The 13,036-nt window shown below is 36.8% G+C and carries 13 protein-coding genes; all 13 read right to left on the reverse strand.

Annotated features, from left to right (window positions below; genetic code table 11):
• Positions 1-341: 341 nt before the first annotated feature.
• Positions 342-1,832 carry a lysine--tRNA ligase gene (gene lysS / locus NiCM35_RS24375; RefSeq protein ID WP_433780833.1) on the reverse strand — a complete coding sequence of 497 codons (1,491 nt, stop codon included), beginning with the start codon at positions 1,830-1,832 and terminating at the stop codon, positions 342-344.
• Positions 1,833-2,022: 190 nt separating this feature from the next.
• Positions 2,023-3,024, reverse strand: a complete 1,002-nt coding sequence (gene dusB, locus NiCM35_RS24380; RefSeq protein WP_095333923.1) for a tRNA dihydrouridine synthase DusB — start codon at positions 3,022-3,024, stop codon at positions 2,023-2,025.
• 26 nt (positions 3,025-3,050) lie between these two features.
• Positions 3,051-3,266, reverse strand: coding sequence for a helix-turn-helix domain-containing protein (locus NiCM35_RS24385; protein ID WP_095333925.1), 216 nt, complete (start codon positions 3,264-3,266; stop codon positions 3,051-3,053).
• A complete protein-coding gene (gene folK / locus NiCM35_RS24390) occupies positions 3,215-3,742 on the reverse strand; it encodes a 2-amino-4-hydroxy-6-hydroxymethyldihydropteridine diphosphokinase (RefSeq protein WP_433780834.1) in 528 nt (175 codons plus the stop codon). Before folK ends, NiCM35_RS24385 begins: the two co-directional genes overlap by 52 nt.
• The gene (gene folB / locus NiCM35_RS24395; RefSeq protein WP_095333929.1) at positions 3,739-4,104 is read right to left on the reverse strand and encodes a dihydroneopterin aldolase; all 366 of its coding nucleotides are present in this window, start codon (positions 4,102-4,104) and stop codon (positions 3,739-3,741) included. The genes folK and folB overlap by 4 nt, the downstream gene beginning before the upstream one ends.
• Complete coding sequence (gene folP, locus NiCM35_RS24400; protein ID WP_433780835.1) at positions 4,097-4,930, reverse strand: dihydropteroate synthase; 834 nt, start codon at positions 4,928-4,930, stop codon at positions 4,097-4,099. Before folP ends, folB begins: the two co-directional genes overlap by 8 nt.
• On the reverse strand, positions 4,924-5,799 hold the full coding sequence (pabC, locus tag NiCM35_RS24405; protein ID WP_095333933.1) for an aminodeoxychorismate lyase: 876 nt from the start codon (positions 5,797-5,799) through the stop codon (positions 4,924-4,926). Before pabC ends, folP begins: the two co-directional genes overlap by 7 nt.
• Before the next feature lie 3 nt (positions 5,800-5,802).
• Entirely contained in the window at positions 5,803-6,384 is a 582-nt protein-coding gene (gene pabA / locus NiCM35_RS24410; protein WP_095333935.1) for an aminodeoxychorismate/anthranilate synthase component II, read from the reverse strand.
• Positions 6,381-7,793 (reverse strand): anthranilate synthase component I family protein, encoded by a 1,413-nt coding sequence (locus NiCM35_RS24415; protein WP_433780836.1) that lies wholly within the window; start codon positions 7,791-7,793, stop codon positions 6,381-6,383. The genes pabA and NiCM35_RS24415 overlap by 4 nt, the downstream gene beginning before the upstream one ends.
• A gap of 167 nt (positions 7,794-7,960) precedes the next feature.
• A complete protein-coding gene (cysK, locus tag NiCM35_RS24420; protein ID WP_095333939.1) occupies positions 7,961-8,893 on the reverse strand; it encodes a cysteine synthase A in 933 nt (310 codons plus the stop codon).
• Between the two features lie 296 nt (positions 8,894-9,189).
• Complete coding sequence (hslO, locus tag NiCM35_RS24425) at positions 9,190-10,068, reverse strand: Hsp33 family molecular chaperone HslO (protein ID WP_095333941.1); 879 nt, start codon at positions 10,066-10,068, stop codon at positions 9,190-9,192.
• Positions 10,069-10,128: 60 nt separating this feature from the next.
• Positions 10,129-10,905, reverse strand: a complete 777-nt coding sequence (locus NiCM35_RS24430) for a type III pantothenate kinase (protein ID WP_163187701.1) — start codon at positions 10,903-10,905, stop codon at positions 10,129-10,131.
• Positions 10,906-11,123: 218 nt separating this feature from the next.
• The gene (gene ftsH, locus NiCM35_RS24435; protein ID WP_047944393.1) at positions 11,124-13,031 is read right to left on the reverse strand and encodes an ATP-dependent zinc metalloprotease FtsH; all 1,908 of its coding nucleotides are present in this window, start codon (positions 13,029-13,031) and stop codon (positions 11,124-11,126) included.
• Positions 13,032-13,036 lie beyond the last annotated feature (5 nt).

Consider the following 13,036-nt stretch of genomic DNA (forward strand, 5'->3'; position numbering starts at 1 on the left):
GTTTATCGTCGTCATCGGCGACTTTTTAATATTACCAGAAGTCGTTTTCGATGTCAACACTTTTTTGAATTTCTTTTTTGTTTCATCGTCACTTATTTCAGCAACGAATATTAATATACCACCGTTTAACTCTCTATGCAACTACTTTTTAAAAGAAAAAATATTCTTATTATTCACCTGCGTATTCTCTCTTTATTTAGATAATATAATAAGGGATAAATAAGTTTTTCAGATAACCTTATACTATTATGCTTATCCCTTTACTACCTCTTCTATATAGTTCTATAACAACCATTACTATTATAAAAAATAAGACACCTTCAAAAGGTGTCTTATCCTACTTAGCGATGTCTCATTAACGGGAATAATAATACATCTCTAATGGAAGGAGAATTTGTTAACAGCATTACTAGTCGGTCAATACCAATACCTAATCCACCTGTTGGAGGCATACCATATTCTAATGCTTCTACAAAATCCTCATCCATTAAGTGTGCTTCATCATTTCCTTGTTCACGCTCTTTTAATTGTGCTTCAAATCTTTCACGTTGATCGATAGGATCATTTAATTCAGTGAAGGCATTTGCGTGCTCTCTTCCTACTATGAATAGTTCAAAACGATCTGTAAAACGAGAATCTTCCTCATTTTTCTTCGCTAATGGCGAAATCTCTAAAGGATGACCATAAATGAAAGTAGGTTGAATTAATTTTTCTTCTACTCTTTGCTCAAAAAACTCATTAACAATATGGCCATACGTCATATTATCATTAATTTCAATATCATTTTCTTTCGCTAATCTTCTAGCCTCTTCTACAGTCATTTTTGGCCAGAAGTCTACTCCTGTGTATTCCTTAATTGCATCTACCATATGAAGTCTTGTCCATTCTGGTTTTAAATCAACTTGGTAGTCTCCATATGTCACAGTTGTAGAACCATGGATTTCTTGTGCAATATGAGCAACTAAGTTTTCTGTAAGACTCATAATATCACGATAATCAGCATAAGCTTCGTAAAGTTCGATCATCGTAAATTCTGGATTATGCCTTGTTGATACTCCTTCATTACGGAATACGCGGCCAATTTCGTATACTTTTTCTAATCCACCAACTATCAATCTTTTTAAATGAAGCTCAATAGCGATACGCATATATAAAGGCATGTCTAACGCGTTATGATGTGTAATAAACGGGCGTGCAGAAGCTCCCCCTGCAATAGAATGCATCATTGGCGTTTCTACTTCTAAATAGCCATTGCTATCTAAATAACGGCGCATAGATTGAATGATCTTACTGCGCAGAATAAAGGTATTCTTACTTTCTTCACTTGAAATTAAGTCTAAGTAACGTTGGCGATAACGTTGCTCAATATCTTTCAAACCATGGAATTTATCAGGTAAAGGACGAAGAGCCTTTGTAAGTAAAGTAAAATCTTGAACTTTAACCGAAAGCTCCCCTACGTTTGTTTTAAATAAAACACCCTCAACACCAACAATATCTCCTAAATCGACAGAGTTAAAAATTGCATATTGCTCTTCCCCTACATTATCTTTACGGACATACAGTTGAATTTGTCCTTCAAGATCTTGAATATGAGCAAATCCAGCTTTCCCTTTTCCTCTTTTTGTCATTACTCTTCCAGCAATAGAAACAGAGATATTCTTTTCCTCTAGTTCTTCTTTCTCTAGGGATTCATATTGTTTTTTTAAAGCTTCAGATAAATGAGTTCTATCAAAACGTTTACCAAACGGATCTATTCCTTGTTCACGCAACTCATTCATTTTGTTACGTCTAACTAGTAATTGGTCATTTAAGTTTAATTCTTCATGACTCATGCTTAATCATCTCCAACATCTTTTTATGTATGATCACCTAAAAAAGGAATCGTTCAATTTATACATACTTTATTATTCTACACAATGTCACGATTACAGACACTAAAAAAGAAAAAAAACTGTCAGATTTTTTGTCCAACAGCTTTATTTTTACACATATTACAGGAAATTTAAACAGTTACGTTTAAAATTAACCTACTTCGATCCCAGATTGTTCTCTTGCTTCTACTTCCAAGACCAACGCATTCAAGATCGTTACTAATTGTTCCCTAGTCTCACATTCATTAATAGCACTTCTTGTTTTTGCATTTCCTTTAATGCCTTTCAAATACCAAGCAGCATGTTTTCGCATTTCTCTAACGGCTACATACTCCCCTTTTAAATGGATTAACCGATCTAAGTGCAATATGCATACATCCATCTTTTCTCGAACCGATGGATCACTAACTAACTCACCCGTTTCTAAATACTTAACCGTACTATAAATCATCCACGGATTTCCAAGCGCCGCTCTGCCAATCATAACACCATCACAGCCAGTTTCATCTAACATTCTTTTCGCATCTTGGGGTGTATTTACATCTCCATTCCCCATTAAAGGAATATTGATCGCTTGTTTTACTTCACGAATAATATCCCAGTTTGCAGTTCCCTCATATAGCTGAACACGAGTTCGGCCATGCAGGGCAACTGCCGCTCCACCTGCGCGTTCAACCGCTTGAGCATTTCTTACTGCATATATATGGTCTTCATCCCAGCCCATACGCATTTTAACCGTTACAGGTTTACGAACATTGTCTACAACAGCAGAGACCATATCATAAATTTTATCCGGGTCTAACAACCACTTAGCTCCTGCATCACATTTTGTAATTTTAGGTACCGGACATCCCATGTTAATATCGATAATATCTGCATTGGTATTCTGATCAACAAATTGCGCCGCTTCTACTAACGTTTCCTTTTCTCCGCCGAAAATCTGTAAACTCATTGGATTTTCACGCTCATCAATATAGAGCATGTTCATTGTTTTCTTGTTTTTCAAAACAATCCCTTTATCACTAATCATTTCCGCACAAACTAGACCCGCTCCAAATTCCTTCACTGTTAGACGAAAAGCAGAATTTGAAATACCAGCCATTGGCGCAAGTACAACACGGTTACTAATTTCAACATTTCCTATTTTAAACAATCTTTTACCTCCCTAACGAACCGTGCTCATTTATTTTGATGTGGATCTAACTCTTCTCTCGTTATCTTTAGCACACCTACAATAGAATCGATCATTTCTTCTGAAGGCATCCGATTCCCTCGCTCAATCTCCCCTAAAATAGAAACAGAAACAAGTAACTCTTTTGCTAAACCTTCCTGTGTATATCCTTTTAGCTTTCGAAAAGCGCGAATACGTCTTCCCCATTTTTCTGTTGTTTCCATACCCTTACTCCTTCTCTATCTCGCAAAAGTTGCAAACTTTCTTTTAAAAGTATTGGTTTATTTGGTAACTTTATGTCTGGAGCAATTTCTATTAACGGCACTAAAACAAATGCTCTTTCTTCTATTCTTGGATGTGGAATAATTAGCTTCTCTGATACTATATTTTCTTGATTATACAATAAAATGTCAAGGTCTATTGTTCTTGGTCCCCATCTGATTATCCTTTTCCTTCCAAGTTCACTTTCAATCTTTTGGCATTGTTCTAATAAAGAAAATGGATTTAAGGAAGTTTCAACCTGTATGACAATATTCAAAAATAGTGCTTGCTCCTCATATCCTACTGGATCCGTCTCATAAACAGATGAAATATTTACCACCTTTATCTCTTCCTGATTATGTAGCATTTGTACAGCTTCACGTATATATTCTAACCGATCTCCTATATTGGATCCTAAAGATAAATAAACTTTATTCATTCTTTTCTCTTCCTTGTGATTTCTACCGCAACTGATTTATAATGGCCCGGAATCGGGGGATCTGGCTTAATGATCCGAACAGTTAAACCTTCAATAAGAGAGTAAGATTCCAATAGTTTCTTTGCAATATTCTCTGCTACTGCTTCAATCAATTTATATGGCTCCCCCTCCACAATCTCCTTTACATCTAAGAATAGCTGGCCATAATTAACCGAATACTGTAAGTCATCTGTTGCTCCCGCTTTCGCTAAATCTACATCTACTTGTAAATCCACTATAAAACGCTGACCTAACTTAGTCTCTTCTTTAAACACACCATGGTAACCATAGAATTCCATTTGGTTTAATATTATTTTATCCACTGTATTCGCCCTTTCCCATTAAAGCATCCATCATACATGCCATTCTTGTCATTTCTTTCACATCATGAACACGAATTAACTGACATCCTTTTTGAATGCCATAGCATATTGTTGCACCTGTTCCTTCTAATCGTTCGCTAACAGGTAAATTTAATACATTGCCAATCAATGATTTCCTCGAGGTTCCCAACAAGACAGGATAGCCCATTTCAACAAGCTTATCTAATCCTCGCATCATGTCCAAATTCCCCTTTAAATCTTTCGCAAATCCAATACCTGGATCAAGAATGATTTTCTCGGTAGAAACTCCTGCTCTTTTTACCATATCAATACTTTCCCGCAAATCAGACACTACATCTTCCAAAAAAGAAGTATAACTTAGATTATCTCTATTATGCATCAAAATAATAGGAGCTTGAAACTCGGCTGCAACCTCAGCCATATTAGGGTCTCTTTTTGCTCCCCATATATCATTGATAATATGAGCACCCGCCTGTAAAGATTGTCTCGCCACTTCTCCTTTATATGTATCAATCGATAAAGGAACATTCACTTCGTTAGCTAATCGTTCAATAATCGGAATAACTCGTTCTAATTCTTCCTCAACTGATATTTCTGTATAACCTGGTCTGGTGGATTCCCCGCCTATATCAATAATATCTGCTCCATCCTCCACCATCTGGACCGCACGCTTAACAGCTCTATCCATTTTGTTATATTTTCCTCCATCAGAAAAAGAATCAGGATTCACATTTAAAATTCCCATGATGATTGTTTTTTGTTCATAGTTTAACGTATATGGGCCACAAACAATTTTATTTACCATTCCTTTATTCCCTCCAACTCTTTTACGGACCATAATTGACTAGTATGTTTTCTATATTCTTTATATAGCATTGTAACAACAGGACCCTCTTTTCCCTTATATTCATACTTATCGATTCTTTTAATCGGGATAATTTCCTGAATGGAATTGGTTGCAAATACCTCTTTGGCACGTGCAAGAATATTTAGTGAAAAAATGCCTTCTTTCACAGCCACCCCATGATCCTGTGCAAGTTTTACAATAAATTGCCTTGTGATGCCATTTAATATTCCTGTCTGCAAGCTAGGAGTATAGAGCTCTCCATCTACAACCCAGAAAATATTAGAGGTAATACCTTCTGCTAGATATCCTTCCTTCGTCAAAAAGATTCCTTCCATAGTCTGCTCTGGCCCAATCTCTCGCTTGGCAAGAATATTATTTAAATAATGATGGGATTTTAAGCGAAAGAATCCCTCTGGTGTATTCCTTGGAACTGTAACTATTTGCCCTGTTTTTTCAACCATATCAACTACCTTTGGAAGAGGTTTTATATACACAATCGTATTTGGTTGTGTATACGTCTCTGTTTGCAGTCCGATCATGCCAATTCCTGCTGAAACATTCCAGCGAATATAGGCATTTTCTATGTTATTTTTACTGAGCAGTGTTTTTATAACGGATACTGCATCTTCTCGCTCAAAAGATTTTTCTATATTCAACTCCGATAACCCATCATTTAATCGTTTAAGATGATCATCTAATAAGAAAGGATGTCCATCATAAATACGCAATGTTTCAAATAAGCCTAAGCCATACATAAATCCATGGTCAAAAACAGAGATAACCGCTTCTTCCTGACGAATTATTTGTCCATTTAAATATATATACATCTTCTACTTAGTTCCTTTTTGATAAAATTGGATAAAATTATGTAAGATTTCCATCCCCGCCTTAGTCATGATAGATTCTGGATGAAACTGAACTCCTTCGACAGGAAGCTCTTTATGTCTAAGCCCCATAACCTCTCCTTCTTTCGTCCAAGCAGAGATCTCTAAACACTTTGGCAATGATTCCTTTTTAACAATCAGTGAATGATAGCGCGTAGCTGGGAAGGGATTAGGTAAACCCTGAAAAATGGTTTGATTATCATGATAAATAAGGGATGTCTTTCCATGCATTAAATTGGCAGCTTTCACAACCTCTCCTCCAAAAACCTGCCCAATTGCTTGATGACCAAGACACACACCAAAAATCGGTATTTCACCAGCAAAGGTACGAATCGCTTCCAAACTAATACCTGCATCATTAGGCGTACATGGTCCAGGAGAAACCATTAAGTACATCGGCTTTTCCCCTCTGATCTCCTCGATAGAAGTCTCATCATTTCTTTTCACTTGCAGTTCCTGCCCTAATGAACCTAAGTATTGAACTAGATTATAGGTGAAGGAATCATAATTATCAATCATATAAATCAATTGCCATCACCTAATTTCTCTTCTGCTAATTCTTTCGCATTCCACAACGCTCTGGCCTTTTTCATCGATTCTTTATATTCATTTGCAGGAATAGAATCAATTACAATTCCCGCACCTGCTTGTACATATGCTTGGTTTTCCTTCACCAACATAGTTCTGATCATAATATTCAATTCTATATCATGGTTAAAACCAATCCATCCTAATGAACCGGTATATGGGCCTCGTCGCACTGGTTCTAGTTCCTCAATAATTTCCATTGTTCTTATCTTTGGCGCACCCGTAATGGTTCCACCAGGAAACATACTATTAATAAGATCATACTCATCTTTATTGTCCGCAAGCTGCCCTTTTACATTGCTCACAATATGCATAACATGAGAATACTTTTCTATTACCATAAATTCGTCTACTTGAACACTTCCGTATGTACATACTCTTCCTAAATCATTTCTTTCAAGGTCTACTAGCATTACATGCTCTGCTCTTTCCTTTTCACTCTCGATTAATTCACGAGCAAGCTCGACATCCTCTGCTTCATCTCTCCCACGGGACCTTGTTCCTGCTATAGGTCTTGTGCTTACTTCCTTTCCTTTCTTTTTAACTAGGAGTTCTGGTGATCCACTAACTAGCTGAAATTCAGGTGTATGAAAATACCCCATATAAGGAGAAGGATTTAAAACTCTTAGCTGCCAGTACACTTCAAGCGCAGACACATGCAGTGGTTTAGCCTGCCGAACAGACAAGTTAACCTGAAACACATCTCCTTCAGAAATATAGTTCTGAATCTTGCGGACAGATTGTTGAAATTCATTGTCCGCCATCGATACTTTTAATCCTACCGATTTCTCTGTATGGCTTTGAACTGTCTCTTCCTTCTCCTCATCCATCCAGCCTTGCGCATAGGTTTCTACTTTATCTTGAATCATCACTAACTGATTTTCTTCGTATAAGGCTGATATCCATAATTTATTTTCTTTATGATCATAAGTAAACCATTCCTCGAATAACAAAAAGAACACATCCGGTATTTCCATATCATCTGTCGTCAGATTGGGGATTTTTTCAATACAACGGATATAATCATAACTAATAAATCCTATCGCTCCTCCTTGGAAATCTGGCAGATCTGGATTAGTCTCTACAACATACTTATTCATCACTTCTTTTATAGAATGGAGGGGATTTCCTTCGATTCGTACAGTTCCTTTTCCGTCTATCACTTCTAAACCATTACTTCGGCCTATCATTTTCACTATAGGTGAAACTCCACCAATACTATATCTGCCACCACGTCCACTTTCTAACAGAACATAATGGGACTTATCTTCAGCAATGGTTAAAAAGCGCCTAAAAAACTGGTCATATGAAAGAGGAATAGTCTTACTATATACTTTGTAATTTTTCAAACAGACTTCGCTCCTTATATTTTATCTGTTCTCATCATACAAGATGTACAGAGAGAAATACAAAAAAATCACCTATTCGGCAGATAGCTGCATAACAAGAGTTTTTTAATCTAAAACAAAAAGCCCCCTTTTCAAAGGAGGCCTATTTCCAAGGCTGATTTTTATGCTTATTCTTCATCAAATTGATAAAGAGGTGTGCTTAGGTAACGTTCTCCATTACTTGGGATAATTGCAAGTACTTTTTTACCTTTTCCTAGCTCTTTTGCAACTTGTAATGCTGCGTAAATAGCCGCACCAGAAGAAATTCCACCTAATACGCCTTCTTCTTTCCCTGCACGACGAGCATATTCAAAAGCGTCTTCATTTGTAACCTTAATAATACCGTCATAAACTTCACTATTTAAAATTTCCGGAACAAATCCAGCACCGATACCTTGGATTTTATGTGGTCCTGGTTTTCCACCTGACAGTACAGGAGAATCAGCAGGCTCTACTGCATATATTTTGATATTGCTGTATTTTTCTTTAAGCACTTCCCCAGCACCAGTAATAGTTCCACCTGTACCGATACCAGCAATAAATGCATCTAAACCTCCCTCGCCAAAAGCCTCCACAATTTCTGGCCCTGTCGTTAATCTATGTACTTCAGGATTTGAAATATTTTTAAATTGCTGTGGAATAAAGTAACCATTCTCTTTTGCCAATTCTTCTGCTTTGCGAATAGCTCCACCCATCCCCTCTGGTCCAGGGGTTAATACTAATTCAGCACCGTAAGCTTTCAAAAGTCGACGACGTTCCATACTCATCGTTTCAGGCATAACCAAAATCGCACGATAACCTTTTGCAGCAGCAACCATTGCAAGGCCAATACCAGTATTTCCACTTGTTGGTTCAATAATCGTACTGCCTGGTTTTAAGTCTCCGCTTTTTTCAGCAGCTTCAATCATCGCAAGCGCAATACGATCTTTTACACTGCTTCCTGGATTCATGTATTCTAACTTTAAATAAACATCTGCACTTGAATCATCCACTAAACGATTTAATTTTACAATGGGTGTGCCACCGATAAGATCTACTACAGAATTTGCGATTCTTGACATGTTCTATCTCCCCTTATCTTTATTCCGAGTATTTTAATTGGTTTTATAATATTAATTTACCAAATAACCCTTTTGTTTGTCAATTGATATGTTTGTATTTTCCGAAAAATTAATCTTTAGTTGCTTTCTATCGCAGTTTATACTTAAACAGGGACAAAGAGGATAAACACAAGGACATATCAGCCAAACCACTTAATCTCCACTTTATTCTAAAAAAAGAAACTCCTTATTCAGCTATTCTACATAAAAAAAACCTGCAAGGGATAGTAAGTCCCAATTCTGCAGGTGTCTTATAACTATTTTGCTTCTTTTAATAATGTTTCTAACTCATCCTTTGTAAACAGATATTTCTCATTACAAAAATGGCATTCCGCCTCTGCCTGACCGTCTGTGTTGATAATATCTTCAATTTCTGCTTGACCTAAACTAATAATTGCATTTGAAAATCTTTCTTTCGAACATGTGCAAGTAAAGGAAATTGGCATATTCTCAATTACCTTCACATTATCTTTTCCACAAATTTCTTCCAAAAGCTCTTCTGGCGTTAAACCTTTTTCAATTAATTTCGAAATAGGCGGAATTTCACTTAATCTTTGTTCAATCTTTGTAATTGTTTCATCCTTCGCTCCGGGCATTAATTGAATAATGAAGCCTCCAGCTGCTAAAATGCTGTTATCTGGGTTTACTAAAACACCCACGCCAACAGAGGAAGGCACCTGTTCTGAATTAAACAGGTAATAAGTAAAATCTTCTCCAAGCTCTCCAGAAACAATTGGCACCTGCCCAGTGAAGTAATCACGCATTCCAATATCTTTTACAACCGATAGCGTGCCCTCCGTTCCAACAGCTCTTCTAACATCTAATTTTCCATGTTCATTTAAATCGAAATGTACTTGTGGGTTAGTAACGTAACCGCGGACTTCCCCTTTCGCATTCCCATCTACTAGAATAAGACCAATCGGACCGCCGCCATCGATTTTCACTGTTAGCTTTTGATCACCCTTTAGCATTGCTCCTAACATTGCTGTAGCTGTTAATGATCTCCCTAAAGCAGCGGATGCTGTTGGCCAAGTATGATGTCTTCTTTGTCCTTCTCCTACTGTTTCTGTACTTCTTACTGCATATGCACGAACTTCACCATCAAACGCTAATGCTTTTACTAAATAATCGCTCATTGTATACTCCTTATCTTCTATCAGTTAATGAACGGAATGAAAGTTCCGTTTAAACATATTTTATTTTAGTGTATCCTTATTCTTCTTATAAATAAGCTGTAATCCCTTTAAAGTAAGAAACGGATCTATTTCATCAATAATATTTGACTCTTTTGCAATAAGATTCGCTAATCCACCTGTAGCAATAACCTTTGGCTGTACATTGCTTTCTGCCTTCATCCTTTTCACAATGCCTTCTACCTGGCCGACATACCCAAAAAGAATTCCTGACTGCATAGCTGATACAGTATTTTTACCAATTACTCCTTCTGGTCTTGCAATTTCAATACGCGGTAATTTAGCTGCTTTTGAATACAATGCCTCTGTCGCAATGTTAATACCAGGCGCTATCGCTCCACCCATGTATTGCTTTTGCTCATTTATATAACAAAATGTTGTAGCAGTTCCGAAATCAACAATAATCAACGGACTTCCATATTCGTGAATAGCCGCAACTGCATTAACAATTCGATCAGCTCCGACTTCCTTAGGATTATCATATTTTATGTTTAGTCCCGTTTTTGTTCCTGGACCAACAACTAACGGTTTTAAGTGAAAATACTTTTGACACATTCTTTCTAAAGAAAACATAATTGGAGGAACAACAGAAGAAATAATTATTCCATCAATATCTGAAAACGTTAAATCAACATGATCAAATAGGGATTTAATGATCATACCATATTCATCTTCCGTTTTATAACGATTTGTTTCAATTCTCCAATGATGTCTTAATTCTTCTTTATCATAAACACCTAATACTATATTTGTATTTCCAATATCAAAGACAAAAATCATTATAGTCACCACTTTTTATTAATTTCATTTTCCCGTCATATCTTGTATCGCTTTATATACTTAGGAAAGCTATATCTAGAGTCTATCCAATACTGGAAATATCATAACATACAACAAGAAAGAGACAAAGCCTAAAGCAATGGCTGTTTCCAAAAGATGTGGTTGTAGAGGTTTTAACAAAAAAAAGACACGCTTGAAAGCGCATCTTTTTTCAACGATTACTCGTTATCATCTTTTTTGTTAATATTTACTTTTAGATCTTCTGTGCCTAAAGTAGTATCAGCCTTCTTTGTACGGTCAGGCAAGACACCATCTTTGTATAAACTATTGATTTGTTCTGCATCCAACGTTTCAATTTCAAGAAGTGTTTCAGCGATTAAGTTCAACTTCTCACGGTTTTCTGTAAGAATTTGTTTTGCTCTTTCATAACATTCCTTTATAATTCGTTGAATTTCTAAATCAATGTCATATGCAATTGCATCTGAATAATTTTGTTCATTATTTAAGTCACGACCAAGGAATACTTGACTTTGCGCTTGACCAAATTGTAATGGTCCAAGTTTATCACTCATTCCGTATTCTGTTACCATTTTACGGGCAATACCTGTAGCTCTTTGGAAATCATTATGGGCTCCAGTACTTACTTCCCCAAATACGATATCCTCTGCAACACGACCGCCAAGTAATCCAGTAATCTTATCAAGAAGCTCTTGTTTCGTCATTAAGAAACGATCTTCCTTAGGAAGCATAACTGCATATCCACCAGCTTGACCTCTAGGTACGATTGTTACTTTATGAACCATATCCGCCTCATCTAATACAACACCAATAATCGTATGTCCAGCTTCATGGTAAGAAACAATGTTTCTTTCTTTTTTGGAAATAACACGACTTTTCTTGGAAGGTCCAGCAATAACACGATCTGTCGCTTCATCCATGTCTTCCATGTCGATTTTCTTTTTATCCGCTCTCGCTGCAACAAGTGCAGCCTCGTTTAGAAGGTTTTCTAAATCCGCACCAGAGAATCCCGGAGTACGTTGAGCGATGCTTTTTAAATTAACAGACTCATCTAAAGGCTTATTACGAGCATGTACACGTAATACCGCCTCACGACCATTAACATCTGGTCTATCTACCGTAATTTGTCGGTCAAAACGACCTGGACGTAATAATGCAGGGTCAAGAATATCAGGACGGTTTGTAGCAGCAATGATAATAATCCCTTCATTTGCACCGAATCCATCCATTTCAACCAATAGTTGGTTTAACGTTTGTTCACGTTCATCGTGTCCTCCACCTAAACCAGCGCCACGTTGACGACCAACAGCATCGATTTCATCAATAAAGATAATACAAGGAGCATTTTTCTTCGCATTTTCAAATAAATCACGAACCCTAGAAGCCCCTACCCCAACAAACATTTCCACGAAGTCAGAACCACTGATAGAGAAGAAAGGTACACCAGCTTCTCCTGCAACAGCTCTAGCAAGTAATGTTTTACCTGTTCCTGGAGGTCCATTAAGAAGGACACCTTTTGGTATTCTAGCACCTAGCTCAGCAAATTTTCGGGGATCTTTTAAGAATTCCACTACTTCTACTAGCTCTTGCTTTTCTTCATCTGCGCCCGCTACATCATTAAAGCGAACCTTTTTCTTTTCTTCGTTGTATAGTTTTGCTTTACTCTTACCAAAGTTCATTACACGGCCGCCGCCGCCACCTTGGGCTTGATTTAGCAAGAAGAAAAATAAGATAAAAATAATCACAAACGGAATAATTGAAGTAAAGAATGTGATCCATCCACTTGTTTCTTGTGCAGGCTTGACATCGATTTTGGAACCTTCTGTAGCAGCCTTTAAGATCACTTGAGCATTTGTTTCATTATTAGTTACATAGGAAACAAATGTTTCATTTTCTTTATAGCCCTTTAATTTCCCGCGTATTTCAAGGACACCTCTTTCAGGCTGCTGCGTTATTTCGGCAACATCACCAGCATCAAGGTGATTTATTAATTCAGTATATGTTAATTGCTTGGTAGGCTGATTATTTCCATTGAAAAAACTAACCACACCGATAATTACTAAAAATATTAATAAATAAAAAATGGTATTACGAAAAATACGGTTCATCCCTT

The organism is Niallia sp. M35, from assembly GCF_050971705.1.
Classification (GTDB): Bacteria; Bacillota; Bacilli; order Bacillales; family Cytobacillaceae; genus Niallia; species Niallia circulans_A.

What these genes read in the sequence shown, in the direction of transcription:
- lysS (WP_433780833.1), bottom strand. Translation starts at nt 1,832, where the DNA reads ATGAGTCATGAAGAATTAAACTTAAATGACCAATTACTAGTTAGACGT.
- NiCM35_RS24385 (WP_095333925.1), bottom strand. Translation starts at nt 3,266, where the DNA reads ATGGAAACAACAGAAAAATGGGGAAGACGTATTCGCGCTTTTCGAAAG.
- folK (WP_433780834.1), bottom strand. Translation starts at nt 3,742, where the DNA reads ATGAATAAAGTTTATTTATCTTTAGGATCCAATATAGGAGATCGGTTA.
- folP (WP_433780835.1), bottom strand. Translation starts at nt 4,930, where the DNA reads ATGGTAAATAAAATTGTTTGTGGCCCATATACGTTAAACTATGAACAA.
- pabC (WP_095333933.1), bottom strand. Translation starts at nt 5,799, where the DNA reads ATGTATATATATTTAAATGGACAAATAATTCGTCAGGAAGAAGCGGTT.
- cysK (WP_095333939.1), bottom strand. Translation starts at nt 8,893, where the DNA reads ATGTCAAGAATCGCAAATTCTGTAGTAGATCTTATCGGTGGCACACCC.
- hslO (WP_095333941.1), bottom strand. Translation starts at nt 10,068, where the DNA reads ATGAGCGATTATTTAGTAAAAGCATTAGCGTTTGATGGTGAAGTTCGT.
- NiCM35_RS24430 (WP_163187701.1), bottom strand. Translation starts at nt 10,905, where the DNA reads ATGATTTTTGTCTTTGATATTGGAAATACAAATATAGTATTAGGTGTT.
- ftsH (WP_047944393.1), bottom strand. Translation starts at nt 13,031, where the DNA reads ATGAACCGTATTTTTCGTAATACCATTTTTTATTTATTAATATTTTTA.